The organism is Amycolatopsis sp. NPDC021455, from assembly GCF_040640995.1.
GTDB lineage: Bacteria > Actinomycetota > Actinomycetes > Mycobacteriales > Pseudonocardiaceae > Amycolatopsis.
Window position 1 is genome coordinate 88,974 of record NZ_JBFACT010000021.1, and the last position, 23,945, is coordinate 112,918.

General features: G+C 71.8%; 25 protein-coding genes and 1 pseudogene. 7 read left to right on the forward strand and 19 right to left on the reverse strand.

The features are described 5' to 3' along the window. The first annotated feature begins 146 nt into the window (after positions 1-146). On the forward strand, positions 147-3,389 hold the full coding sequence (locus AB0G28_RS23725; protein ID WP_361092668.1) for a GH92 family glycosyl hydrolase: 3,243 nt from the start codon (positions 147-149) through the stop codon (positions 3,387-3,389). Between the two features lie 5 nt (positions 3,390-3,394). Here AB0G28_RS23725 and AB0G28_RS23730 read toward each other — a convergent pair whose 3' ends face one another. From AB0G28_RS23730 to AB0G28_RS23745, 4 genes are all read right to left on the reverse strand, one after another. Beyond that, positions 3,395-3,940: a DUF4231 domain-containing protein gene (locus AB0G28_RS23730; protein WP_361092671.1), complete on the reverse strand. Its 546-nt coding sequence runs from the start codon at positions 3,938-3,940 to the stop codon at positions 3,395-3,397. Positions 3,941-3,980: 40 nt separating this feature from the next. After that, entirely contained in the window at positions 3,981-5,039 is a 1,059-nt protein-coding gene (locus tag AB0G28_RS23735; RefSeq protein WP_361092789.1) for a glycosyltransferase, read from the reverse strand. 121 nt (positions 5,040-5,160) lie between these two features. Then, positions 5,161-6,633, reverse strand: coding sequence for a serine/threonine-protein kinase (locus AB0G28_RS23740; protein WP_361092674.1), 1,473 nt, complete (start codon positions 6,631-6,633; stop codon positions 5,161-5,163). 151 nt (positions 6,634-6,784) lie between these two features. Next, positions 6,785-7,585, reverse strand: coding sequence for an inositol monophosphatase family protein (locus tag AB0G28_RS23745; RefSeq protein WP_361092677.1), 801 nt, complete (start codon positions 7,583-7,585; stop codon positions 6,785-6,787). Positions 7,586-7,613: 28 nt separating this feature from the next. On the opposite strand from AB0G28_RS23745, the gene AB0G28_RS23750 reads away from it, so the two are divergent. Beyond that, a complete protein-coding gene (locus AB0G28_RS23750) occupies positions 7,614-8,312 on the forward strand; it encodes a creatininase family protein (RefSeq protein WP_361092680.1) in 699 nt (232 codons plus the stop codon). On the opposite strand, the gene ribA is transcribed toward AB0G28_RS23750, so the two are convergent. From ribA to AB0G28_RS23780, 6 genes are read right to left on the reverse strand one after another with little or no spacing between them, the layout of a single operon-like run. After that, positions 8,301-8,954: a GTP cyclohydrolase II gene (gene ribA, locus AB0G28_RS23755; RefSeq protein ID WP_361092683.1), complete on the reverse strand. Its 654-nt coding sequence runs from the start codon at positions 8,952-8,954 to the stop codon at positions 8,301-8,303. The genes AB0G28_RS23750 and ribA overlap by 12 nt on opposite strands. Further along, positions 8,951-9,970, reverse strand: a complete 1,020-nt coding sequence (locus tag AB0G28_RS23760; protein ID WP_361092686.1) for a lysylphosphatidylglycerol synthase transmembrane domain-containing protein — start codon at positions 9,968-9,970, stop codon at positions 8,951-8,953. The genes ribA and AB0G28_RS23760 overlap by 4 nt, the downstream gene beginning before the upstream one ends. Beyond that, positions 9,967-10,794 (reverse strand): class I SAM-dependent methyltransferase, encoded by an 828-nt coding sequence (locus AB0G28_RS23765; RefSeq protein WP_361092689.1) that lies wholly within the window; start codon positions 10,792-10,794, stop codon positions 9,967-9,969. Before AB0G28_RS23765 ends, AB0G28_RS23760 begins: the two co-directional genes overlap by 4 nt. Continuing rightward, positions 10,791-11,858, reverse strand: a complete 1,068-nt coding sequence (locus AB0G28_RS23770; RefSeq protein ID WP_361092692.1) for a glycosyltransferase family 4 protein — start codon at positions 11,856-11,858, stop codon at positions 10,791-10,793. The genes AB0G28_RS23765 and AB0G28_RS23770 overlap by 4 nt, the downstream gene beginning before the upstream one ends. Next, positions 11,855-12,253, reverse strand: a complete 399-nt coding sequence (locus AB0G28_RS23775; protein WP_361092695.1) for a 6-carboxytetrahydropterin synthase — start codon at positions 12,251-12,253, stop codon at positions 11,855-11,857. The genes AB0G28_RS23770 and AB0G28_RS23775 overlap by 4 nt, the downstream gene beginning before the upstream one ends. A gap of 31 nt (positions 12,254-12,284) precedes the next feature. Then, positions 12,285-13,247, reverse strand: coding sequence for a zinc-binding alcohol dehydrogenase (locus tag AB0G28_RS23780; protein WP_361092698.1), 963 nt, complete (start codon positions 13,245-13,247; stop codon positions 12,285-12,287). A gap of 68 nt (positions 13,248-13,315) precedes the next feature. Here AB0G28_RS23780 and AB0G28_RS23785 point away from each other — a divergent pair, with 68 nt between their 5' ends. Then, positions 13,316-14,074, forward strand: a complete 759-nt coding sequence (locus AB0G28_RS23785; protein WP_361092701.1) for a CDP-alcohol phosphatidyltransferase family protein — start codon at positions 13,316-13,318, stop codon at positions 14,072-14,074. 27 nt (positions 14,075-14,101) lie between these two features. On the opposite strand, the gene ligD is transcribed toward AB0G28_RS23785, so the two are convergent. From ligD to AB0G28_RS23800, 3 genes are read right to left on the reverse strand one after another with little or no spacing between them, the layout of a single operon-like run. Next, positions 14,102-15,058: a non-homologous end-joining DNA ligase gene (gene ligD, locus AB0G28_RS23790; protein ID WP_361092704.1), complete on the reverse strand. Its 957-nt coding sequence runs from the start codon at positions 15,056-15,058 to the stop codon at positions 14,102-14,104. A gap of 38 nt (positions 15,059-15,096) precedes the next feature. Continuing rightward, positions 15,097-15,894 (reverse strand): oxygenase MpaB family protein, encoded by a 798-nt coding sequence (locus AB0G28_RS23795; protein WP_361092707.1) that lies wholly within the window; start codon positions 15,892-15,894, stop codon positions 15,097-15,099. 31 nt (positions 15,895-15,925) lie between these two features. After that, a complete protein-coding gene (locus tag AB0G28_RS23800; RefSeq protein ID WP_361092710.1) occupies positions 15,926-16,810 on the reverse strand; it encodes a LysR family transcriptional regulator in 885 nt (294 codons plus the stop codon). An 89-nt stretch (positions 16,811-16,899) separates the two neighbouring features. On the opposite strand from AB0G28_RS23800, the gene AB0G28_RS23805 reads away from it, so the two are divergent. Then, positions 16,900-18,213, forward strand: coding sequence for an FAD-binding oxidoreductase (locus tag AB0G28_RS23805; protein WP_361092713.1), 1,314 nt, complete (start codon positions 16,900-16,902; stop codon positions 18,211-18,213). A 58-nt stretch (positions 18,214-18,271) separates the two neighbouring features. Continuing rightward, positions 18,272-19,441, forward strand: a complete 1,170-nt coding sequence (locus AB0G28_RS23810; protein ID WP_361092792.1) for an acyltransferase — start codon at positions 18,272-18,274, stop codon at positions 19,439-19,441. Between the two features lie 46 nt (positions 19,442-19,487). Here the strand turns inward: AB0G28_RS23810 and AB0G28_RS23815 are convergent. Then, positions 19,488-19,653, reverse strand: a pseudogene (locus AB0G28_RS23815) (leucine zipper domain-containing protein); the annotation flags it as partial. 149 nt (positions 19,654-19,802) lie between these two features. Next, entirely contained in the window at positions 19,803-20,225 is a 423-nt protein-coding gene (locus tag AB0G28_RS23820) for a nitroreductase family deazaflavin-dependent oxidoreductase (protein ID WP_361092716.1), read from the reverse strand. Between the two features lie 98 nt (positions 20,226-20,323). Between AB0G28_RS23820 and AB0G28_RS23825 the strand changes: the two genes are divergently transcribed. Further along, positions 20,324-20,788 carry a MarR family winged helix-turn-helix transcriptional regulator gene (locus AB0G28_RS23825; protein WP_361092719.1) on the forward strand — a complete coding sequence of 155 codons (465 nt, stop codon included), beginning with the start codon at positions 20,324-20,326 and terminating at the stop codon, positions 20,786-20,788. A gap of 4 nt (positions 20,789-20,792) precedes the next feature. On the opposite strand, the gene AB0G28_RS23830 is transcribed toward AB0G28_RS23825, so the two are convergent. The 3 genes from AB0G28_RS23830 to AB0G28_RS23840 all read right to left on the reverse strand — a co-directional run bounded on the left by AB0G28_RS23830 (position 20,793) and on the right by AB0G28_RS23840 (position 22,658). Further along, complete coding sequence (locus AB0G28_RS23830) at positions 20,793-21,152, reverse strand: PLDc N-terminal domain-containing protein (RefSeq protein WP_361092722.1); 360 nt, start codon at positions 21,150-21,152, stop codon at positions 20,793-20,795. Positions 21,153-21,199: 47 nt separating this feature from the next. Further along, on the reverse strand, positions 21,200-21,859 hold the full coding sequence (locus AB0G28_RS23835) for a hypothetical protein (protein ID WP_361092795.1): 660 nt from the start codon (positions 21,857-21,859) through the stop codon (positions 21,200-21,202). A gap of 121 nt (positions 21,860-21,980) precedes the next feature. Then, positions 21,981-22,658 (reverse strand): GNAT family N-acetyltransferase, encoded by a 678-nt coding sequence (locus tag AB0G28_RS23840; protein ID WP_361092725.1) that lies wholly within the window; start codon positions 22,656-22,658, stop codon positions 21,981-21,983. 52 nt (positions 22,659-22,710) lie between these two features. Between AB0G28_RS23840 and AB0G28_RS23845 the strand changes: the two genes are divergently transcribed. Next, complete coding sequence (locus AB0G28_RS23845) at positions 22,711-23,553, forward strand: PaaX family transcriptional regulator C-terminal domain-containing protein (protein ID WP_361092728.1); 843 nt, start codon at positions 22,711-22,713, stop codon at positions 23,551-23,553. Here AB0G28_RS23845 and AB0G28_RS23850 read toward each other — a convergent pair. After that, entirely contained in the window at positions 23,540-23,935 is a 396-nt protein-coding gene (locus AB0G28_RS23850; protein ID WP_361092731.1) for a RidA family protein, read from the reverse strand. The genes AB0G28_RS23845 and AB0G28_RS23850 overlap by 14 nt on opposite strands. Between the last annotated feature and the right edge of the window lie 10 nt (positions 23,936-23,945).

A 23,945-nucleotide genomic window follows, 5' to 3' on the forward strand; every position in this document is an offset into this window, starting at 1 on the left:
GCCACCCATCGTGGCACGAGTGCCTACGGCTACCCCGACCACGCGATGACAACGGCTTGACCTGGTTGCCGCCTTCTCAAAAGCGGCCCGATGTGAAAAGCTTTTGACCAGTCAGCTTCTGACAACGTTGTCACCCGGGAGGCGCCATGGGGTCGCAAGGCAGACGGCTCGCCGCGGTCGCGGCCATCGGGCTCGTGGTCGCCGCCACGACGCAAGCCACCGCGCACGCCGCCACGACGGTCGATCCGGTGGGCTTGGTCAACCCCTTCGTCGGTACGCAGAACTTCGGCAACACCTTCCCCGGCGCCAGTGCGCCCTTCGGGATGGTGCAGGTCAGTCCCGACACCGGTGGCCAGGGTGGCTACGACTACCTGCAGAACTCCATCTACGGCTTCAGCCAGACGCACCTCTCCGGCGTCGGCTGCGGGGTCATGGGTGAGCTGCCCATCATGCCCACCACCGGCGCCGTGGACAACGTTGACAAGGATGCCTACAAGTCCGAATACCGCCACGACGACGAGCATGCCGAGCCCGGGTACTACCGCGTCGGGCTCAAGAAGTACGGCATCGATGCCGAGCTGACCGCCACCGCGCGCACCGGGTGGCAGCGCTACACCTTCCCCGCCACCGGGCAGGCGAACGTCCTGTTCAACACCGGTCAGGCCAACCAGTCCGTCAAGGACTCCGAGATCCACGTCGTCGGCGATCGGACCCTCGAAGGGCGGGTCAAAGCCGGTGGGTTCTGTGCCGGGCATGACGAGCACACCGTCTACTTCACCGCCTCCTTCGATCGCCCCTTCAGTTCCTTCGGGACCTGGCGAGGCTCGACGCGCACCGAAGGCAGCCGGGACGCCGCCGGCACCGGTGGGAACGGTGCCTGGGTCAGCTTCGACGCCGCCACCGATCACGACGTCGTCCTCAAGGTCGGCCTGTCCTACACCGGGCTCGACGGCGCGCGGAAGAACCTCGCGGCGGAGACCAAGGACAGCTTCGACTTCGACGCGACGAAGACCGCGCTGCACCAGCAGTGGGTCGACAAACTGGGTGCGATCAAGATCGCCGGGGGCACCAGCGAGCGGCAGACGGCCTTCTACACCGCGCTCTACCACGCGCAGCTGCACCCGAACCTCGCCGGCGACACCGACGGTGCCTACACCGGCTTCGACGGCAAGGTGCACACCGCGAACGGCTACACGCCCTACCAGAACTTCTCCCTGTGGGACACCTACCGGCCGCAGAACCAGCTCCTCGAAATGCTCGAACCGCAGGTCGCGCGGGACGTCGCCTTGTCGGTCGTCGCCATCGGGCGGGATGGTGGGTGGCTTCCGCGGTGGGCTCTCGCCGAGAGCGAAACCAACATCATGACCGGCGATCCCGTGACGCCGTTCCTCGTCGAGGCGTGGTCGAAGGGGCTGCTCGCCGGACACGAAGAAGAGGCCTACGCGCTTCTGAAGAAGAACGCGACCAGCACACCACCCGCCGATTCGCCGTACAACGGGCGGTCCGGGGTCGACTACTACAACGCGCGCGGGTACATCCCGAGCGGGCTGGAGCTCGGCAAGGACTGCGCGGCCAAGGGCGGCGACAACGACTGCGAGCACCCGGCTTCGGCGACCATGGAGTACTCCGCGGCCGACGCGGCGCTCGCGCTCATGGCGCGTGGTCTGGGCCACCAGGCCGACGCGCGGATGTTCGCCGACCGCGGTCAGTGGTACCGCAACCTCTGGGACTCCACGATCCGGCAGTTCCGCCCGCGCACCACCGAAGGCACCTTCCTCACGCCGTACAACCCCGTCGACGCCGATCACCAGTTCCACGAGGGCGGCGCCCACCAATACCAGTGGCTCGTGCCGCAGGACCCCGCCGGGCTCGTCTCCCTGATGGGCGGCCGGACCGCGACCGAGAAGCGCCTCGATTCCTTCTTCGCGTACGACAACCTTCTCAAGGACCCCGCCGGTACCGCGCGGAAGGACTGGATCGCCAGCCCCTACGACTACTACGGCAAGGCCACCTACAACCCGAACAACGAACCCGATCTGCTCGCGCCCTACACGTACAACTGGGTCGGGGCGCCGGCGAAGACCGCGACCGTCGTCCGCGCGGCGATGACGCTGTTCACCACCGGGCCGGACGGCATGACCGGCAACGACGACCTCGGCACCATGTCCGCCTGGTACGTCTTCTCCTCGCTCGGGCTCTACCCGACGATGAGCGGCGCGAACTTCCTCGCGCTGTCGAGCCCGCAGTTCGAGTCGGCGACCGTCCGGATCGGACAGTACGGAACCTCCCAGGGCGGGACGCTGACCGTGTCGGCGCCGGGCGCGAGCGACGCGAACCGGTACATCCAGAGCGTCTCCCTCAACGGCCGCGCCGTCCGGCAGACGTCCCTCGACTGGGCCGCCATCGCCCACGGCGGGTCGCTGAACCACAAGCTCGGCGCGAAGCCGTCGGACTGGGGCACGTCCGCCGCCGCGGCGCCGCCTTCGGTGAACAACGCCGCCGGCGATCTGCGTCGGCACGTCGACGCGTCGCTGCGGCAGACGTCCGTGGTCATCCCCGCCGGTGCGGCCCAGCAGGTGCACCTCGACCTCGACGTCCTCGCGCAGAACCCGGCCCTGCAGCCGGTCACGGTTTCCGTCTCGGCTCCCGGCTGGAAGGCCCGGATGCAACCGTTCGACGTGGTCTGGTCCGGGCGGCTGCCGGTGCAGAAGACGGTGCCGATCACCGTCACCGTGCCCGCGGGCGCGGCGCCCGGGACGTATCCGGTGCAGGTCACGGTGTCCGGGCTGGGCGCGAACACCGTGACGCGGTCGGCGACGGTCGAGGTCCGGACGCCCTCGGCGTGCGCTTCCTCCGGACCGCAGTGCGCGGTGGACCTGAGCCGCGACCGCAACCACGACGGCACGGCCACGGTGACGGCGTCGTCGGAAGGCAACTTCGACGGCGGCGGCTGGAGCTACGACGCCGCCCTGCTCCCGGCGGCCGGCCCGGTGGTCTGGGACGGCGTCACCTACGCCGCGCCGGACGCTTCGGGGACTTCACCCAACTTCGTGGAGGCCCGCGGCCAGTCGCTGCTGCTCCCGGCAGGCCAGCGGACGGCGTTGAAGCTCGTCGGGGCGTCGCACAACGGGCCGGTGTCGACGACGCTGACCGCGCACTACACCGACGGCACGAGCGCGGACCTGGCGTTGACGTTCGGCGACTGGGCCGGGTCGGGCAGTCCGGTGCTGCTCGAGATGCCGCACCGGATCAAGGCGGGCAGCGGCGTCGACGGGCCGCCGGTCCGGCTGTTCGGCATCTCGGCCGGGGTGGACGGCGGGAAGACGCTGCAGTCGGTGAGCCTGCCGAACGACCCGCGGGTGGAGATCTACGCGCTCACCCTGACGTGACGGCGTCAGCCGCGGACTTCGGGCGCTTGCGGTGGGCGGTCGAGCTTGCGGAACTCGACCCACTGGCGGCTGGTCTCGTCCCAGACGACCTGGTGCCGGGCGAAGAACTCCTCGAGACGTTCGCGGCTCAGCTCGGTCTCGGGTGTCGTGACGATGTAGTAGTCCACCTCGTCGCGAAGGCGGTTGAAGCGGTAACGCGTCTCCGTCATCAGTACCCAGCGCGAACGCCAGTTGAAGAACGTCTCGAGCCCGCCGAGCACGGTGACCAGCGCGACCATCGGCAGCGCGATCGACGCCCTGGCCGGGATCTCCGGGATGCCGAGCACCACGGTCGACGCCGCCGTGAGCAGGAGGGCGCTCACCCGGACCATCGACGCGCGACGGCGGAACTGGCTCTTCCGGCTGTCCACCCAGTCCATGTCGCCCGAGATCAGGTCCCGGAAAGCGAGCAGCGAGTCACGCAGCGAACGGCCCGGATCACGACCGGCGACTTCGAGGAACCCGCGTTCGGAATCGAGGGTGCGACCGGGCACCGGGCGTTGAGGCGGCATCGGGCCAGGGTCGTGGAATCTCAGCACCCCGGCAAGGCCGTCAAGCGACGATCCGGGGTTCGGACGCCAGCCGCGACAGGACGTGCGTGAGCCGCCGCGCCGCGACGTCCCACTCCTCCAGCGCGCTGCCGCGGCCCAGCGCCGCCGTGCGCAGGGAGCGGCGCAGCTCCGGGTCCGCGTACCAGCGGTGGAGCGCGTCGGCGAGTGCGAACGGGTCGTCCGGCTCGACCAGCAGGCCCGGCATCTCGCCGTCGGCGTCGACGCCCAGCGCGTCGTACACCCCGCCCACCTCCGCGGCCAGCACCGGGATGCCCCTGGCCAGCGCCTGGGCGACGAACATGCCGGGCGTCGCCGCGCGCGCCGGGACGACCAGCAGGTCCGCCGCGTTGTAGGCCGCGCCGAGGTCGACCGCGTCGCCGGCGAGGGTGATGCGGTTGCCGAGGCCGAGGCGCTCGATCGACCAGCCCAGTTCGTCGACGAACGCCCGGTCCGCCTCCAGCGAGCCCACGAAGACGCACGACAGCGCGAGGTGGTCGACCTCACCGAGGGCCTGGACCAGCAGGTCGTGGCCGTTGCGGCGGGTGACGTCGCCGACGCACAGCAGCCGGGACACGCCGTCCGCGCCCGCCGCGAGCGGCGCCGCGTCGGTGCCCGGCTTGGCGACGTAGACGCGGCTCGGGTCCAGGTCGTGGCGGTCGATCAGCAGCCGGGCCAGCCACGGGCTGGTCGCGACGACCATCCCGGCCATCCGCAGCGTCTCCCGCTCGCAGGCGTCCAGCTCGGCGGCGTGCGCCGGGTCGAGGCCGGGCTCGTCGGCGAGGGGCTGGTGCACCAGCACGGCCAGGCGCAGCCGCCGCGCGTGCGGGACGACGATCTCGGGCACGCCCGAGGCGATCATGCCGTCGAGCAGCACCACGGTCCGGTCGGGCAGCGCGGCGAGCGACCGCGCCAGCCGCCGCCGCGACGCCGCGTCCGGCTCCGGCCAGCCTCCGGCGATCGGCAGCTCCAGCACCGGCTGGCCGACGGCGGGCAGGTTCTGGCACATCCGCTTGTCGTAGGTGTCGCTGCCCGGCGGGGCGGCCGGGAGGATGAACACCATCGGGTCGGCGGCTCTCATCGCGCGCGCCGGGGCAGGTCGGTGGGAACGGACACGGCAACCTCCAGCGTGGGTCGACGGCGGTGACGGCTCATACGTCACACGCACCCCAAGCCGGGACGGTTCAGCTCTGTGCGTCAATCATCCAGACCCCGCCCACCTGGACCAGGGTGAAGGTGTCGTTCTCGGGGTTGCCGCCGTCGTAGGTGACGTGCGCGGTCACCCGGCCGGGCCCGACCTCCTTCTGCCCGGTCACCTGCACCGACTTGTACTTTCCCCAGAAGCTCTTGTACGTCTCGTAGGTCTGGTTGCGGGAAGCCTTGAAACGGGGCGTGAGCAAGTTCCACGCCGCCGCCGGGTTGCCCGGCAGCAGCCCGTAGTAAGCGGTGAGGGCGTCAACGGCGGTCTTCGACGAGGACACGGTCGAAACCGTCGGCGAGGTGGGCGGCGGAGCGGAGGTCGCCGAGGACGGCGCGGAGGTCGGCGGGGTCGACGGCGGCGTCGACGGCGTCGCGGAAGCCGAGGTGGACGGCGGCGGCGTGACCGGCGGAGCGGCGGTGTCCTGCGGCGGCTTCTGCCGCACGACCAGCAGGATCGCCACGACGACCGCGACGCACAGCAGCGCCGCCCCCGCCCCGACGGCGATCAGGCCCTTGCGCGCGCCCGGCGACACCGCGGTGACCTCGGCCGCGGGCACGGCGACGGCGGCCGGCACCGTCGGCACGGCCGGCGGGGTGGCCTCCGGGACCGTCGCGGCGAGTACCGACTCACCGGGCTCCGCCTCGGGCAGCAGGGCCCGCAGCTCCCGCTCGACCTCGTCCATCGAGGGCCGCTCGGCAGGCTCGGTGGCGAGCATCCGCTCCAGCAGCGGCGTCAGCCGGCCCGCCTTCTCCGGCGGGATGGTCTCGCCGCTGGACGCCTTGTAGAGCAACGCGATCGGGTTGTCGGCCGTGCCGTACGGCGCCTGTCCCTCGACGGCGGCGTACAGCGTGGCACCGAGCGAGAAGACGTCCGCCGCGAAGTCGACGTCTTCGCCGCGGGCCACCTCGGGCGCGAGGTACGCGGGCGTGCCGGCGATCTCGCCGGTGGCCGTCAGCTTGACGTCACCGATCGCGCGGGAGATGCCGAAGTCGGTGATCTTCGCCGTGCCGTCTTCGGCGACGAGGATGTTGGCCGGCTTCACGTCGCGGTGCACGACCCCGGCCCGGTGCGCGCCCGCCAGCGCCGAGCTGATCTGCACGCCGACGCGGATGGCGTCGTCCACCGTGGCCGGCCCGTCGGCGAGCGTGGCCGCCAAGCTCTTCGACGGCAGGTACTCCATCACCAGCCACGGCCGGTCCTCCTCTTCGAGGACGGCGAACACGGTGATCGCGTGGGAATGCTGCAGCCGGGCGGCGATCCGCGCCTCGCGCATCGCGCGGTTCTTCGCCTCTTCGGTGCGTTGCTCGTCATGGTCGTGCGGCAGCAGGAGTTCCTTGATCGCCACCGTGCGGTCGAGCTTTTCGTCCTGGGCGCGCCACACCGTGCCCATCGCCCCGCCGCCGATCGGCTCGAGCAGCCGGTACCGATCGCGGATCCGGCGACTTTCCACGAGCATCCACCATTCTCCGAGTGGCCGACGAGATCCGGTCAGCATGCCAGGCTGGGGAGCCGACCGGTACCAACGTAGCCGAAAACCTTGCGCGGACAGCGCAATCCCGACGATGCAAACTCGCGCTGTGGCGCCGCCCACGGTGTACCCGGAAATCCTAACGAACAACCCCGTACGCGCGATCAAGTGCGTCCACGATCTCCTTGCGCAGCCCGGCGCCGACGGCGATCGTCGCCGCGGAACCGACCGTGTGCTCGCTGCCGTCGCGGTCGACGACGGCGCCGCCGGCCTCGCGCACGAGCAGCACGCCGGCCATGGTGTCCCAGGGATTGTTGGACAGGATCAGTGCGGCGTCGAGCTTTCCGTCCGCGACCCAGGCGAGGTCGATCGCCGCGGTGCCGAGCATCCGGATCTTCTGCGCCCGCGCGCCGAGGTCCGACAGCAGCGTCAGCCGGGCGCGGTTCTTCTCCTCGGCGAGCTCGCCGATCGCGAAGTCGCCGACGGCGATCATCGCGTCACGCAGTTCCGTCGCGGCCGACGCGCCAACGCGCTCTCCGTTCGCGAAAGCACCTTCGCCGCGCGCGGCGGTGTACGTGACTCCGAGGTACGGCAGCGTGATCGCGGCGACCGTGCTGTGTTCGCCGTCCACGAGCGCCAGGGAAATCCCGCAGAGTGGAATTCCCCGCGCGAAGTTCGCCGTCCCGTCGATGGGGTCGAGCGCCCACCAGCGGCCGCCGCCGTCCCCGCTGCGGCCGCGCTCCTCGCCGAGGACACCGATCTCCGGCGTCTCGGCGGCGAGGAACTCCCGCAGCGCGTCCTCGACCGCCGTGTCGACGTCGGTCACCAGGTCGCGATCGCCTTTCGCGGAAACGGAAAAACTCGGGCGCGACCTGACGATCTCCGTCGCCTTCGCCACGGCCTCGCGCGCGACGTCCAGTAGTGCGGCATGCTCGGTCATGCCACCAACCTAGTGAAGGGCCGCGGAGATGACCGATCTGTTCCCGCTCGCCACCACCGCCGACGAGCGGGAGCGGCGGGCGTCGGTGGCGGTGCTGCCGATCGGCAGCTTCGAGCAGCACGGCGCGTACCTGCCGCTGGCGACCGACACGGTCATCGCGGCGACCCTGGCGAAGGCGCTGGCCGACGCGTACCCCGTCCTGCACCTGCCGCCGATCACGATCTCGTGCTCGCACGAGCACGCGGCGTGGGCGGGCACGGTCAGCATCTCGGCCCGCACGCTGCACGCCGTCGTCACCGACGTCGCCGCGTCGCTGAAAGCGTCCGGCGTGGACCGGCTGGTGCTGGTCAACGGGCACGGCGGCAACTACGTACTGTCCAATGTGGTCCAGGAGGCGGCGGGCGCGATGGCGCTGTTCCCGGGGGTCGCCGACTGGCAGGCGGCGCACACCGCGGCCGGCCTGCGGACGTCACTGGACGACGACATGCACGCGGGCGAACTGGAGACGTCGATCCTGCTGCACGCGCACCCGCACCTGGTCCGGCCGGGACACGAAACGGCCGACCACGTCACCGACCGGGAGCACCTGCTGACGCTGGGCCTGCGGGCGTACACGGAGTCGGGGGTGGTCGGCCGTCCTTCGCTGGCGAGCGCGGCCAAGGGGCACGTCCTGCTGGACACGCTGGTCCAGCGCTTCGCCGGGGTGCTCGAGGTGTTAGGCGCCTGAAAAGACCTGGTCCAGGTGCGGCAGCAGGTGGGCCATCCGCTCGGCCTTCGTCCGCAGGTACCGCAGGTTCTCCGGGTTCGGCGGAACCAGCAGCGGCACCTGCTCGCTGATGCGGATTCCGTAGCGCGTGAGCTGTTCGACCTTCTTCGGGTTGTTGGACAGCAGCCGCACCGAGCGGATGCCGAGATCGGTCAGGATGCCCGCCGCCGCGTGGTAGTCGCGGGCGTCGACCGGCAGGCCCTGCGCCACGTTCGCGTCGACCGTGTCGAGGCCCTCGTCCTGCTGCAGCCGCATCGCCTCGAGCTTCGCGAGCAGGCCGATCCCGCGGCCCTCGTGGCCCTGGACGTACACCAGCACGCCCGAGCCCTCCTCGACGATCCGGTCCATCGCCGCCGCCAGCTGGTCGCCGCACTCGCAGTGCGTCGAGCCGAAGACGTCGCCGGTCAGGCACTCGCTGTGCACCCGGGTCAGGGCGCCGAGCGGGGAGACGTCTCCGTACACCAGCGCGACCTGCTCGGTGCCGGTGCGGTCGAGGTACCCGACCGCGCGGAACGTCCCGTGCCGGGTCGGCAGCCGGGTCTCGACCACCCGCTCGACCACGGCCCGGCGCGGCAGATCCCCGACGATCTCACTTGCGGTCATGACTGCAACCCCACTTCCGTTTCGATCCCGGTGCCGGCCGCGACGCGCGGAGCGGGCACGGCACCGGTGTGCGGAGCGCGGGTCTCGCGGAACCCGGCGACGCTCCGGACGAGCAGGACACCGGCGCCGGGCAGGCTCGCGACCAGCGTGAGCACGCCGTAGACCACGGCGACGGTGACACCTTGGGCGGCCCCCAGACCGGCCGCGCCGAAGAGCAGGGCGCAGACGCCCTCGCGCGGGCCGAAGCCGCCGACGTTGAGCGGGAGGCCCATCGCGAGCAGCGCGAGGACCATCAGCGGCACGAGCTGCCACACCGGCGCGCCGACCCCGGCGACGCGGGCGGCGACGACGAACAGCGCCAGGTGCCCGGCCAGGGTCGCGGCGGACAGGAAGCCCACGCTGGGCCACGTCTCCCGGGTCAGCAGGCCGAGCCGGACGTCGGCGAGGGTGACGGCGAAGCCGCGACGCCACTTCGACGAGCTGTGGATCCACTTCCCGCCGAGCAGGCGGCCGACGACCAGCCCGGCGACGGCGGCGAGCACGACGACCACCCCGGCGCCCACGACGATCTCGCGGAACGCGGCGGGCACGACCGAAGGAGCCGCGAGCACGACGGTGACCGCGGAGGCGATCAGCACGACCTGGCCCGCGGTGCGTTCCAGGACGACGGCCCGCACACCGCGCGGCACGTCACCGCTGTCGCGGCCGTGCTGCACCGCGCGGTGGACGTCACCGAGGACGCCCGCGGGCAGCACGCCGTTGAGGAACAGCGCGCGGTAGTAGTCGCCGACCGCGGTGCGCAGCGAAAGCCGCAGGCCGAGCCGGGTGGCGACGATCTGCCAGCGGCCCGCGCTGAACACGGTCGTCGCCAGGCCGATGACCAGGGCGGCGAGCACGCCGGGCGCGCTGATCCGGCCGAGCCCGTCGAGGAAGGCGGCGCTGCCGAGCTGCCAGACGAGCACGGCGAGGATGCCGAGCGCGCCCGCGATCCGCAGCCAGGCGAGCGCGCGCTTCACGCCGCCACCTCCAGGCTCGGCGGCAGGACCAGCAGGTCGCCGTGGTGGATCACCGCGTGCAGCTCGCCGGCCGCCGCCATCTCGAGCCGCCGCTGCAGGTAGACGTCGGCGACCGGGCGCAGCTGGGGCAGCTGCTCGACGGCGGCGCCGACCCAGCCTTCGAGCCACTGCCGCTGCAGTTCGGCCTGGTCCGGGCCGAGCCGCCACGCGCTGTCCGCGCGGACGACCGTGGCACCGAGCCTGCTGAACGCGGTCGCGGCGACGTCGACGGCGTTCGGGCCGAGCAGCCGGCGGCCGTCCTCGGTGACCCGCCGCTGGTGGGCGTTGAACGCGGCGGCCAGCGCCGGGTCGATCGGGTCGGCGGGCGAGAGCTCCACCTTGCCGGTGACCGACAGCATCAGCAGCGCCGCGCAGCCCGCTTCGACGACCGCCGAGGCCAGCGCCGTGATCTCGTCCCTGGTCAGCAGGTCGAGCAGGGCGGACGCGGTGACCAGCGACGTCCCGGCGAGGTCCGCCGCCCGCAGCGCGGTGACGTCCCGCTGCTCGGCGACGACGTCGACCGGGCTGCCGTCGAGCGCGGTGCCCGGGAGGCTCGCCTGCGCGTGGCTGAGCAGCTCGGTGTCGTGGTCGTGCAGGATCCAGTGCTGGGTGCCGGGCAGCCGCGCGGCCAGCCAGCGGCCGAGCGAGCCGGTGCCGCAGCCGAGGTCGCGGACGACGAAGTCCTCGGGCAGGTGGGCGCGCAGCGGGTCGATGAGCTCGGTGGCGCGGGCCGCGGCGTCCGCGGGTTCACGCAGGTACAGCCAGTCAGGCTCGAACGCGCTCATGCCGCCGCCTCCTGCCGGAGAAGGATGTCGGCGATCCGGCGGGCGGTGTCGTCCCAGCCGGTCAGGGTCTCGCGGCGCAGCTTCGCCGACGCGCGCAGCCGCGTCCGCAGCGCCGGCTCGGTGAGCCAGCGGCGCAGGGCGGCGCCGAGCGCTTCGACGTCGTCGCCGGGCACGAGCATGCCGGGCACCGAGCCGTCCGGCGCGACGCCGACGGTGTCGGGCAGCGCGTCGACGTCGGTGGTCAGCACCGGCACGCCGCGGGCGAGGGCTTCGGTGACGACCATGCCGAAGGTCTCGGCGCGCGAAGGCAGCACGAGCAGGTCGGCGGTGTGGTAGGTCGCGTCGAGCGCCCGGCCGGTGCGGGGGCCGGTGAGCTTGAAGCGGTCGCCGAGCCGGTGCTCGCGCAGCCGCTCGACGTACTTGGTCTCACGGCGGATCCCGCCGACGCATTCGCAGGTCCAGCGCAGGTCGGCGACGGTCTCGAGGGCCTGGGCGAGCACGCCCTGGCCCTTGCGCGGGGTCACGTTGGCGACGCAGACCAGGCGGGACACGCCGTCGGTGCCGATGGCCAGGGGCGCCTCGTCGACGCCCGGCGTGACCGCGTGCACCCGGTGCCGGGCCAAGCCGTGGTGGCTGATCAGGCGGCGCGCGGCCCACTCGCTGGTCGCGACGACCGAGCCGACGGCCCGCAGCGTCTCGCGCTCCAGCGCGTCCAGCTCGGCGGCGAGCGCGGGCGGCAGGCCGGTTTCGTCGGCCAGCGGCAGGTGCACCAGCACCGACACCGACAGCCGGCGCGCCTGCGGGACGACGACCTCGGGCACGCCGCAGGCGACCAGGCCGTCGAGCAGCACCGCGGACCCGGTGGGCAGCGCGGAGAGGAGGTGGCCGAGGACCGCGCGGGCCTCGGTGTCCGGGCGCGGCCAGCTGCCGGAGACGGCGATCTCGTGCACGTCGAAGCCGGCCGCGGCGAGCCGGTCGCACATCCGCCGGTCGTAGGTGTTGCCGCCGCTCGGGACCGACGTGTCGTCGATGTCCCCGGGGAGGATGACGTAGAGAGTGTTCACAGGGCACGCTCGTAACTCGCCCAGGCGACGTGCGACTCGTGCAGGGAGACGGCGATGCCGTCGAGGCCGCGGGCGCCCGCGCCGAGGCGTCCGGCGTGGACGGCGTCGGCGAGGCGGTCGGCGATGACCTTCGCGAGGAACTCCGTGGACGTGTTGATGCCCTTGAACTGCGGCTCGTCGTCGAGGTTGCGGTAGTTCAGGTCGCTCAGCACCGCCCCCAGCTCTTCCGTGGCCTTGCCGATGTCGACGACGATGTTGTCCTCGTCGAGCTCGGCCCGGCGGAAGGTCGCATCCACCACGAAGGTCGCCCCGTGCAGGCGTTGCGCGGGTCCGAAGACCTCCCCGCGGAAGCTGTGGGCGACCATCACGTGGTCACGGACGGTGATGCTGAACACCAAGACCTCCGATGCGTTCGGGTGGACGTGGTCACTGCGGCTGATACATGACACGGAGGCACAGGGCGGAAAGTTCATTCGCGACCAGCCGGGGTAGCACGGAAGGAAGATCCTTAAACGTGCATTCCGCGCTGACCAGCGCTTCGAACGCGGGATCGGCCAGCAGATCGAGGGCGACGCCGAGCCGCTGGGCGTAGCTGCGGTCCGGCCGCGCGACCGTCCCGACCTGGCTGCTGCGGATCACCAGCCGCCGCGAATGGAAGTTCTCGCCGAGCGGGACGCTGACCCGGCGGTCGCCGTACCAGGACATCTCCACGACCTCCCCTGCCGGCGCGAGCAGCTCCAGCGCACGGGCGAGCCCCGCCTCGCTGGCGCTCGCGTGCACGACGAGGTTGCACTCGCCGAGCGCCTCGCCGGGAGTCGAGAAGTCGACACCGAGCGCGCCGGCGATCTCCGCCCGGGACTCGTCGACGTCGATCAGCTGCACCCGCGTCGCCGGGAAGCCACTGAGGAGCTTCGCGACGCTGCAGCCGACCATCCCGGCGCCGATGACGGCGATCCGGTCGCCGAGCCGCGGCCGCGCGTCCCACACGGCGTTCACCGCGGTCTCGACTGTGCCCGCGAGGATCGCCCGTCCGGGTGGGACGGTGTCCGGCACCGGCGTCACCGCGCTCGCCGGGACGACGTACGCGGTCTGGTGCGGGTAGAGGCAGAAGACGGTCTTGCCCTCGAGGTGCGCCGGGCCACGTTCGACGACGCCGACGTTGAGGTAGCCGTACTTCACCGGGCCGGGGAACTCGCCCTCCTGGAAAGGCGCGCGCATGACGTCGTGCTGGCTCGCCGGGACACCGCCGCGGAAGACGAGGGTTTCGGTGCCGCGGCTCACGCCGGAGTACAGCGTGCGGACGAGCACGTCGTCCGGCCCCGGCTCGGGCAGCACCGCCTCCCGCAGCTGTCCCGTGCCGGGACTTTGAACCCAGAAGGCCTGTTCCACGTGTTTCTCCTCAGCGGCGACCGGAGGCTGGTGTCGCCACACCCTATGAGCAATTCGCGGAGTCGACGATGATCAAACAGGACCTTCTCCTGCGCGCGGTGGTGCCGGCGCCGGTGCTCGCCGCGGGGGTCGTCGCGGGCGGTTTCACCCTCCTCGCCTGGGCGACCGGAGTCGTCTACGGCCTCGCGCTCGTGCTGCTCACCGAGTGGGGGCTGCGCCGCAGCGGCCGCCCCGCCTTCGGGCCGGCGGACTGGATCACGTTCGCCCGCGCGACGCTCGTCGGGTGCGCCGCGGAACTGATCGCCGAGGGTGACTTTTCTCTCGGGTGGCTGGTCGGGCTGGTCGGCGTGGCGCTGCTGCTCGACGGCTTCGACGGCCAGGTGGCCCGCCGCACCGGCACGGCGTCGGAGTTCGGCGCGCGGTTCGACATGGAGGTCGACGCGTTCCTGATCTTGCTGCTGTGCGTCCAGGTGTCCCGCACGCTGGGGCTGTGGGTGCTGGCGATCGGCCTGATGCGGTACGTCTTCGTCGCGGCTTCGTGGGCCATGCCCTGGCTGACCGCGCCGCTGTACCCGAGCATGGCCCGGAAGACGGTGGCCGCGGTGCAGGGTGTCGTGCTGGTGGTCGCGGTCTCGCGGCTGCTGCCGCCGTCGGTGACGTTGGCCCTGGTCGCGCTCGCGCTGACCTCGCTGACCTGGTCGTTCGGCCGCGACGTCGTCTGGCTGGCCCGCCACCGGGTCGCCGACCGGACCCCGGGCCGGATCGTCCACCTCACCCGGCCGACCCTGCGCCGCCCGCTCGGCTACGGCCACAACCAGGCCGCCTGACCCGAGCTTTCACGTGAAAGCTCCCTGTCAGGTGCTCGAATTGCGGGCCGCGCGGGCCCGGCGCTTGCCCTCGTGCATCGCGACCACCCGGGCGATCGGGATCGTGTGGCCCTCCTCGACCAGGTCGGCGGGCAGCACGAACGGCTCCGGCATCTCCCCGGTCCACGGGTCGCCATCGCCGAGCAGGTCCGGGACCGTGTGCACGGTGAAGTCGGCCGGCTTGACGCCGTCGAGGTCGGCCCAGCGGACCGGGAACGACACCGGCGCCCCCGGCCGGTGACGCGGGCTGTAGACGGATACGACCGTCGCCCCGCCGGCCCGGGTCGAATCGAGGAACACCTTGCCTTCGCGGCGCTCGCGGACGAACTCGGTCGTCCCGAGCGCCGGGTCGATGCGCTCGGCCCGGGCCGCGACCGCGCGGGTCGCCGCGGCGATGTCCTCGATGGACTGTCCCGGCGCGAGCGGCACGAAGACGTGGACGCCCTTGGAGCCGCTGGTCTTGACCGCGCCGTCGAGGCCGTCGTTGCGCAACGCCTCCCGCACCAGCTTCGCCGCGCCGACGGCCAGCGAAAACGGGCCATCCTCGGGCGGGTCGAGGTCGAGGATCAGGTGCGTCGGACCGCTCGCGGGGTCGCCGCGGAAGAGGGCCGTGTGGTACTCGATCGCGCGCTGGTTGCCGAACCAGACCAGCGTGCGCAGGTCGTTGCACAACGCGTAGGAGACGTCCCGTTTGGACGTCTCGGCCCACATCGTGACCCGCTCGACCCACTCCGGGGTGTACTTCGGCAGGTTCTTCTGCATGAACGGGCCCTGCCCGCGCAGGACCCGCAGCACGGTCAGCGGCCGGTCGCGCAGCTCCGGCAGCATCCGGCCGGCCACCGCTTCGAGGTAGTCGAGCAGTTCGCGCTTGGTGACTCCCGCGCCGGGAAAGACCTCCTGGTCGAGACTGCTCAGCTTGACGCCGTGCCGCATCTCGTCGCTCATCGGCCCACCTTCGCGTTCCTGCGCGAAGCGGTCAACTCTCAGACAAGCGGACGTCCGGTGCGCAGCCGCCACCGCAGATCGACGAGGAAGAAGTTGAACGGGAACCGCCGCACCGGCCCCGGCAGGACGCGGACGACCCGGCCGAGCGCCGCGAGCAGCGCGTCGAACCGGCGCTGGTCCGCGGCCGTCCACGGCAGCCGCATTTCGTCGCGGAAGCGCTGCGGGAGGAACCCGGTGGTGACGAACCGGTGGAACCGCCGCCCGGGCACGGCGAAGACCCGGGGCAGGAACTCCAGGTCGACGATCCGGGTGAGGTAGCGGCGGACGGTGTCGTCGACGGCGACCTCGTCGAGCCCCGCGGTCCAGTACTTCTCGAAGGCTTCGCGGTCCGCCGGCCACATCTCCGGCTGGACCTGCAGGGTCGTGCCGAACTTCGCGGAGTCGCGGTAGAACCGCTCCGGATCGCCGCCGACGAAGGCGCGGTAGACGTCCTCGAACCCCTTGTAGAGGCAGGCCGCGACCCACAGCTGCAGGTCGGTGTCGAAGGCGTTGTAGGCGACCGGGCTCGACGTCGTCGAGTGCACCTGCGCGTGCGCCCGGTTGACGCCGTGGCGGTAGGCCGCGCGCTCGGCGTCGGTCCCCATCGTCGCGACCGCCAGGTAAGTCAGCGTGGTGCGGGTCCGCTTCGCCGGGTGGCGGAAGAGGTTGCCGCTGTCGACCCGGCTCTCCAGGACGCCGTACCCGACCGGCGCGCGGGAGAGCTGCATGATCACGTTCGCGCTCCCGGCCAGCAGCCCGGCGCCGACGACGGCGTCGCGAAGGGCGTTCTCGGTCATCAGTCAAGGGAACGACCTTGTTGACGCCATGTCAAGAGCGGTAAGCCGCCCGGGCGAACGCGATCAACGCGCGTGCGGCCGGGCTCAGCGGCCCGCCCGTCCGCCACGCCAGCGCCAGCACGCCGCGCAGCCCGGCCTCGGCGATGTCGAGGATCCGCAGGTCGGCCTGGTGGTACCGGGCCAGCGACTCCGGCACGACCGCGACGCCGAGCCCGCGCATCGCGAGCTGGACCAGGACGTTCGGGTCGGCCGCCTCGAAGGCGATCCGCGGCGTCAATCCTTCGCGCGCGAAGGCGGCGTCCAGCGCCGTGCGCAGGCCCGTCCCCTTCGGCAGGGCCATCAGCGGAACATCACCCAGTTCGGGGAGGTCGACCGCCGTCCGATCGGCCAATGGACCGGCGGGTGCCGTGACAGCCAGGAACGGCTCGTCGAGCAGCACCTGCGTCGCGATCCCCGGTGGCGGGTCGGTCGCGAGACCCACGACGGCGAGATCGAGGCGCCCTTCGCGCAGGTCCGCGAGCATGACGTCGGAGTTGGCTTCCGACAGCGTGATCTCGACGGCCGGGTACCGCCCGTGGAAGCCGGCCAGGAGGTCCGGCAGCCCGACCGGCCCGGCCGACGTCACGGCGCCGATCGCGACCTGGCCGCGGACGAGCCCGGCCAGCTCTTCGACGGCTTCGCGCACGCCCTGCACCGCCGCGAGCGCGGCCCGGGCGTGCGGCAGGGCGGCGGCACCGACGTCAGTGAGCCGGACGGTCCGGCCCGAACGGTCCAGCAGCTCCTGCCCCAGCTCGCGTTCGAGGCGCTTGACCTGCGCGCTGACCCCGGGCTGGGCCACGTGCAGCCGTTCCGCGGCGCGCGTGAAGCTGCCTTCCTCGGCGACGGCGACGAAGTACGCGAGCTGGTGCAGTTCCATAAGCGTTGATTCTAGTAGAGAGAAAAACCAGATCTTGGACTTCTGACCGACTCTGCCCGAAGCTGGAAGCAGCGAAGAAAGGAGCCGAGATGAACATCCTCCGCCCAGGTCAGGACGGGTACGCCGAAGAAGTCGCCGGGTTCCAGACGGCGGTGCCCAGCTCGCCCGCGGCCGTCGTCGCCGCCGAAAGCGCCGAGGACGTCGTCGCTGCCGTGCGGTACGCGACCGGGCACGGCCTGTCCGTCGCGGTCCAGGCCACCGGGCACGGCTTGACCTCAGGGACCGACGGGCTCCTGATCAGCACCCGCCGGATGACCGGCGTGGAGATCGACGCCGACGCGAAAACCGCCCGGGTCGAAGCGGGCACCCGTTGGGAGGCCGTGATCGAAGCCGCCGGGAAGCACGGCCTGGCGCCGCTCAGCGGCTCGTCGCCGGACGTCGGCGTCGTCGGCTACACCCTCAGCGGCGGCTTCGGGCTGACGGCCCGGCGGTACGGCCGCGCGGCCGACCACGTCCGCGCGCTCGACGTCGTCACCGCCGACGGCGAGCTGCGACGCGTCGAACCCGGCTCGGACCTGTTCTGGGCGCTGCGCGGCGGCCGCGACGGCTTCGGCGTCGTCACGGCGATGGAGTTCGCCCTCTTCCCGGTGGCGGAGCTCTACGGCGGCAGCCTCACCTTCGACACCGCCGACGTGCCGGCGGCGCTGCGGGCCTGGCGCACCTGGTCGGCGGCCGCGCCGGACACGCTGACGACGTCACTGGCCATGATCCAGTACCCCGACCTGCCGATGGTGCCCGAACCCCTGCGCGGACGGCACATCGCGCAGGTCCGGATCGCCTACCTCGGCGAGGACGGCGACGAACTCGTCGCACCGCTGCGGGCCGCCGCGCCCACCCTTGCCGACACGCTCCGGACCATGCCGTTCACCGAGTCCGGGTCGATCGCGGCCGAGCCGCGGCAGCCGCACGGCTACCACGGCACCAACGCGACCGTCTCCCAGCTGAACGACGCCATGCTCGACGCGATCCTCGAGCACGCGGGACCGGGCACGGCCACACCGCCGGTCCTGATCGTCGACCTGCTGGGCGGCGCGCTCGCCCGGAAGCCGGAGACGCCGGGGGTGGGCTGGGACAGCTCGGCCGAATACGTCGTCCGCGCCCTGTCGATGGTCGGCGACGACGGCGTCGCGGCTGTGCGGCGCGCACACGGGAAGCTGTTCGACGCGCTGGCGCCGTGGACGACCGGCCGGTTGCTGCCGTTCGTGTACGGCGAACACGCGCCGGGAGAGGTCGCGGAGAGCGTTTTTTCGGCTACCGATCTTCGGCGGCTTCAGGAGATCAAGCGCCGCTGGGACACGGGGAACGTCTTCCCGGCGGGACCGGCCGGACAAAAAGGCCGGTAAAGGGAGGTCCTATACTCGCCCGGACGATCACACCGATGGGGGAACCGCCTTGCGCACGATGAGCCACGAGGACTACCTCGGCCAAAGACGGTTCCCCGGCCTCGACGGCCTGCGCGCGCTGGCCGCGACGATGGTCATCTTCTTCCACTTCGGCGGTCCGAACTGGACGTGGCTGTCGGGCTGGGTCGGCGTCTACATCTTCTTCGTGCTGTCCGGTTTCCTGATCACCACGCTGCTGCTGCGCGAGCAGGACCGCACCGGCCGGATCTCGCTGTCGAACTTCTACATCCGGCGGGTCTTCCGGATCCTGCCGCCGTACCTGGTCATCCTCGGCGGGATCGTCGCGTTCGTGCTGCTGCGCGGCGAGTTCCACGACCGCGACTTCCCCAACGCGCTGCGGTTCTACCTGACGTTCCTCAACGAGTTCCTGCCGTCGTTCACCAACGGCACGGACAACTTCTTCAGCGGCTCGTGGACGCTGGGCATCGAGGAGAAGTTCTACCTGGTCTGGCCGTTCCTGCTGGTCGCGATCGGCATCGGCGCGGCGAAGCGCAAGTTCCTGCTGGTCGGCGCGGCGATGGTCGTGCTGCTGGCGCTGGTGCCGGTGACCACCGGCGGCTGGCTGCTCAACGGCGCGAACGTGCCGATCTACCGCTCGACCGTGCACTACTTCATCCTGGCGGCCGGCTGCCTGCTCGCGATCCTCATGCACTACGGGCGGGGGTACGCGCTGCTCAAGCCGCTGACGCACCCGCTGGCCGCGATCCCGATCGTGGGCGGGTTCCTCGTGTTCCACACGAACCTCGACAGCCTGTGGCACGCCACGCGGATGAACCTCTGGCTGCTCGTGGCGTACGCGTTCGCGACGATGCTGCTGCTGGTCGTGCTGGTGAGCCCGGGCCCGCTGCGCTGGCTGCTGGGGACGGCGCCGATGCGGTTCGTCGGCGAGCGGTCGTACTCGCTGTACCTGCTGCAGGGACCGGTGCACTTCGTCGTCATCCTGGCGGTGCCCGGGCTGGGCCGGAACCACACCACCACCGCGGTGGTGGTGTTCCTGGTCGGGCTGGCCATCGCGGACCTGATCCACCGCTGGGTCGAGAAGCCGCTGATCGACGTCGGCAAGCGGATCATCGCCCGCAAGGAGACGCGGCGGGCGGAGCGGGAGGCGGCCCGGCAGCCCGCCGGACCGCGCGTCGAACCCGAGCCCCGGCCCGCGCCCGTTCCCTAGCTGTGCTGTCCGGGGAGGATCTGCCGCACCACCGGGGCCGGAGTGCGGGACGCGAGCTACGGCCGACCACCCCGGCCATGCCTTCGTGCCGGTAGCGCGGTCGGCCCATTTGCGCGGTCTTGGCGGCGACCATGAATCTTCGTCGCTTCGACTTAGGTCCAGCCCTGCTCGACGATCAAGCGGGTCAGCCGCAGCCGGGTTCGTGGGGTCAGGGTGGGACACGAAGGCCTCCGGACAGCTGACGTGGTTCCTCGACAGCTCCACTTCACAACCGGAGGCTTTCACCTGTCGGCACGACAGGCCGTCACCGCCCCAAACCCGGGACAACCTCCCCGGACATCACACCTGGCGTTCGAGTTTCTCAGCGCTCGAGGACGACGATCGGGATGACCCGCGTGGTCTTCGTCTCGTACTCGGCGAAGCCCTCGGCGTGGGCGACCATGCCGGCGTAGAGGCGGTCGCGCTCGGCGCGGTCTGCGATCACGGTGGCCGTGGCCTCGAACTTCTCGCTGCCGACCTCGACGGTGACCTTCGGGTTCGCGACGAGGTTGTGGTACCAGGCCGGGTTCTTCGGCGCGCCGCCCATGGACGCGGCGATGACGTACCGGTCGCCGTCGCGGGTGTAGACCAGCGGCGACAGGCGCTCGGCGCCGCTCTTCGCGCCGATCGTGGTGAGGAGCAGTACGTTCTTGCCCTCGAACATGCCGCCGACCACGCCGTCGTTGGCGCGGAACTCCTCGACGATCTGCTTGTTGAACTCGTTCATGTCAGCTGGTGCGGTCATGGGATCCCCTTGTTTCTGGCCGGTAGGCTCGAACGGCGCGAGGTACGCTCGGGCGGAGTGTTTGCTTTGCAAACAAAATTACCGACGGGAGGTGAGCGGTGTCAACGGAGGCCGGACCGAGTGTCGAAGACGGCGTGCGGCAGCTCCTGCTGCTCATGCCACGCCTGGTCGGCCGTGCGAAGCGCACGCCGGTCCCCGAGGAGCTGAACGGCTGCGCGCTGGCGCCGCGGCACCTCTCGCTGTTGTCCTACCTGCTGTTCGACGGCCCGATGACGGTCACCGAGCTGGCCACCCGCCTGCAGGTCGCGCCGACGACGGCGAGCCTGATGATCGGCGACCTCAGCCGCCAGGGCGTCCTGAACCGCGACGAGGACCCGGCCGACCGCCGCCGCACGATCGTCAGCATCGCGGAGGACAAACGCCCGGCGGTCGACGCCTGGCTGGCCCGCGGCGCGAAGGCGTGGAGCGACGCCCTGACGCCGCTGACCCCGGCCGAGCGCCGGCTGGTGATCACGACGCTGGAGGCGTACGAGCGCGGCACCTGCGAAGGCCCCGCCTGCTGACGAGTCAGTCCTCGCCGCGCTTTTCGCGGGCCAGCTTGCGCTGGGCCTCCGCGCGTTCCCGGCACTTGCGGAGGAACTCCTCGTCGTCCTCCGGGCTCGTCGCCGCGAACCGGCCCGGGCGGTCGTACTCCGGGAACGCCGGCGCGCTCCGCTCGTACGGCCCGCGCGCCCGCGTCACCTGCTGCGGACGGCCCGCGACCAGCCAGACGATCGAGCCGATCAGCGGCACCACCAGCACCACCAGCAGCCACAGCCCCTTCGGCATGTTGCGGCAGGACGACTCGTCCGTCGTGATCACGTCGACCAGGCAGAAGATCCACAGCCCGAGCGTGACGAACCCCAGCAGACCATCGAAGTACAGCAATTTCCGGCCTTCCCCCAAAGAAGATGAACGCGGTAATTCTTAGCAGATCAGCCGCGGGTCACCCGCAGCACCGCGGGCATCCGGAGATTCGGCGAAGAAATCCACGTCGTTTCCGTTTCTGTCAGGCGGAACCCGCGCAACGCCTCGAGAACGCCGGCCGCGAGGGCGATCGCGTGCCGCGACCCCGGGCATTCGCGCGGTCCGGCACCGAACGGCCTCCCGTCGAGGGGCACTGTCACATCCGAACCGTCGATCCGGCGGCGCGTGCGCAGCACCGGCTGCTCGGCGGGTTTTCCGGTCAGCGACGCGAAAAGCCCGTTGCCGATGAGTCCGGCCGTGGCGTCGCAGGCCTGGACGAGCAGGCCGATCCGGGCCGCCGCGAGTTCGGTCGGTCCGCCGCAGTGCGCGATCAGCCGTCCGAGCGCGGCTTCGGCGTCCGCATCGGGCGTGACGTGCGGGTGGTACGCGGCCGCGACCAGCGCCACCTCCGCCGAGACGTCCGGCAGGCCGAGGGCCTCCGCGAGCACGCCGACCGGCACCGGCCGCGCGATCTCGGCCATCACGTCGACGACGTCGAGGCCCGCCATGATTCGGCGAGTACGCGAGAAAGCCTTCGCCTGCAACGCATCCGCGTCGATCGACGTCAGGGCGTCCACCGCGAGCGCGCGACGCCGGACGTGGTCGGAGCCGTTGCTGAACCGGGCCACGGACGCGCGCAGCCAGGCAATGGTCCCCGCCGGAACGTCGGAAGGCACGGGCGGAACCGGAGCGGAAAGCGAAGTCATGCGCCGAAAATAGCCACGGAAAACGTCGGCGCCGACCGAAGCTTCAGAGCAACGGCGACGCCGGGAACCACGTCGCCTGCGGTCCGGCGCAGCGCGTCGGCCGAGGGACGTCGTGCTGGAACCACCACGCCTCGGTGACGCGGCCGTCGGGCAGCCGGTACGTCGGCGGGCCGGCGACGCGGGCGAGCCCCGCCGCCTGCAGCGACCGCGCGCTCGCGACGTTGCCCACCTCGGCGCCGGCGCGGACCCGCGACAGGCCCAGGTGGACGTGCGCCAGCGTCAGGCCGGCCGCGAAGAGCACCCGCCCGTGGCCGCGGCCGCGGTAGTCGGGGGCGAGGTAGCCGCCGGTCTCCGGGCCGCCATCCTCGCCGGTGTGCACGCTCACCAGGCCGACGCAGCGGTTGGCCTCGACGTCGATCATCACCAGGTCGAGTGACTGTGGATCGGGTGACGCCCAGTCCGGGCCGGTGCCGGGCACGACACGCAGCGCGTCCGCCCGCGCCGGCTCGGCCACGATCGAGTCACGCTGCCAGCCGAGCCAGCGCTGCGCGGCGGGATCACTGCCGCAGGCGACCGCGGCGGCGTACTCCCACGCGGTCGGCGTCCGGAAGAGAAAGCGGCCGCTCCGGATGACGTGACCCTGCCGGTCGCAGGTCCGCTTGGTCATCAGGCGGCCCCGCCGGGTGAGCCGGTCGAAGATCCCCTTGGTGGCTGGCAGCATCGCGGCGAAATCGTAGCGGAGCGTTCGCGGCGTCTGTTGTTATTGTGGCCCGATGACGGCCGTACCCGAGGCAACCGAACTGGACGGCTCCGGCCGGGCCGCGCAGCCTCGTCAGCTCATCGTGACGGTGTACGGCCTCTACTCGCGCACCGAAGGCGGCTGGCTGTCGGTCGCGTCGCTGATCGACCTGCTCGCCGTGGTCGGCGTCGACGAGCCCGCGGTGCGCTCGTCGATCTCCCGGCTGAAGCGGCGCGGCATCCTCGAAGCGGTCCGCCGCGACGCGACGGCGGGCTACGAGCTGTCCGACGAAGCCCGCGAGATCCTGCGCGAGGGCGACGAGCGGATCTTCCGCCGCGAGCGCGCCACCCCGGCCGACGGCTGGCTGCTCGCGGTGTTCTCGGTGCCCGAGACCGAGCGGCACAAGCGCCACCTCCTGCGTACCCAGCTCGCCCGGATGGGCTTCGGGACGGCCGCGTCCGGCGTCTGGATCGCCCCGGCGCACCTCCACGCGGCGACCGCGGAAGCGCTGACCCGGCTCGGCCTGGCCGAGTACGCCGACCTGTTCCGCGCCGACCACCTCGCGTTCGGCGACATCGCGGCGAAGGTCCGCGAGTGGTGGGACCTGGACCGGCTGGACGAGCTGTACACGACGTTCCTCGACGAGCACGGCCCGGCGCTGCGCCGCCGGTCCCTGACCGACGAGCAGGCCTTCGCCGACTACGTCCGCGTGCTGACCGGCTGGCGGCGGATGCCCTACCTCGACCCCGGCCTGCCCGCCGAGTTCCTGCCCCGCGACTGGTCCGGGATCCGCGCGGCCGAGCTGTTCTTCGAGCTGCACGCGAAGCTGGAGACGCCGGCGCGCGAGTACGTCGCGAAGTCGATCAACTTCGGCTGAGCACCGCGAAGCCCTGGACCTCGACCAAAGCCTCCTCGTCCCACAGCCGCGACACGCCGATGCCCGCCATCGCCGGGTACTCCGTGCCCGCCAGCCGCCGCCAGACCGCGCCGATCTCGCGCGCGTGGGCCTGGTAATCGCCCATGTCGACGATGTAGATCGTCACGCTGCACAGATCCGACGGGGAGCCGCCCGCCGCCCGCAGCGAGGCCAGCAGGTTGCCGAGCGCGCGTTCGAACTGCTCGACGACACCGCCCCCGACGATCTTGTTCGACGCGTCCAGCGCCGTCTGCCCGGCGAGGAAGACGACCCGGCCCTCGGCCACCACCGCGTGCGAGAACCCGGACGGCTTGCCCAGCTCCGGCGGGTTGATGCGTTCCATGCGGGACACG

Coding starts and splice junctions, on each gene's coding strand:
- AB0G28_RS23725 (WP_361092668.1), top strand. CDS start 147: ATGGGGTCGCAAGGCAGACGGCTCGCCGCGGTCGCGGCCATCGGGCTC.
- AB0G28_RS23730 (WP_361092671.1), bottom strand. CDS start 3,940: ATGCCGCCTCAACGCCCGGTGCCCGGTCGCACCCTCGATTCCGAACGC.
- AB0G28_RS23735 (WP_361092789.1), bottom strand. CDS start 5,039: ATGGTGTTCATCCTCCCGGCCGCCCCGCCGGGCAGCGACACCTACGAC.
- AB0G28_RS23740 (WP_361092674.1), bottom strand. CDS start 6,633: ATGCTCGTGGAAAGTCGCCGGATCCGCGATCGGTACCGGCTGCTCGAG.
- AB0G28_RS23745 (WP_361092677.1), bottom strand. CDS start 7,585: ATGACCGAGCATGCCGCACTACTGGACGTCGCGCGCGAGGCCGTGGCG.
- AB0G28_RS23750 (WP_361092680.1), top strand. CDS start 7,614: ATGACCGATCTGTTCCCGCTCGCCACCACCGCCGACGAGCGGGAGCGG.
- ribA (WP_361092683.1), bottom strand. CDS start 8,954: ATGACCGCAAGTGAGATCGTCGGGGATCTGCCGCGCCGGGCCGTGGTC.
- AB0G28_RS23765 (WP_361092689.1), bottom strand. CDS start 10,794: ATGAGCGCGTTCGAGCCTGACTGGCTGTACCTGCGTGAACCCGCGGAC.
- AB0G28_RS23785 (WP_361092701.1), top strand. CDS start 13,316: ATGATCAAACAGGACCTTCTCCTGCGCGCGGTGGTGCCGGCGCCGGTG.
- ligD (WP_361092704.1), bottom strand. CDS start 15,058: ATGAGCGACGAGATGCGGCACGGCGTCAAGCTGAGCAGTCTCGACCAG.
- AB0G28_RS23795 (WP_361092707.1), bottom strand. CDS start 15,894: ATGACCGAGAACGCCCTTCGCGACGCCGTCGTCGGCGCCGGGCTGCTG.
- AB0G28_RS23800 (WP_361092710.1), bottom strand. CDS start 16,810: ATGGAACTGCACCAGCTCGCGTACTTCGTCGCCGTCGCCGAGGAAGGC.
- AB0G28_RS23805 (WP_361092713.1), top strand. CDS start 16,900: ATGAACATCCTCCGCCCAGGTCAGGACGGGTACGCCGAAGAAGTCGCC.
- AB0G28_RS23810 (WP_361092792.1), top strand. CDS start 18,272: ATGAGCCACGAGGACTACCTCGGCCAAAGACGGTTCCCCGGCCTCGAC.
- AB0G28_RS23820 (WP_361092716.1), bottom strand. CDS start 20,225: ATGACCGCACCAGCTGACATGAACGAGTTCAACAAGCAGATCGTCGAG.
- AB0G28_RS23840 (WP_361092725.1), bottom strand. CDS start 22,658: ATGCTGCCAGCCACCAAGGGGATCTTCGACCGGCTCACCCGGCGGGGC.
- AB0G28_RS23845 (WP_361092728.1), top strand. CDS start 22,711: ATGACGGCCGTACCCGAGGCAACCGAACTGGACGGCTCCGGCCGGGCC.
- AB0G28_RS23850 (WP_361092731.1), bottom strand. CDS start 23,935: ATGGAACGCATCAACCCGCCGGAGCTGGGCAAGCCGTCCGGGTTCTCG.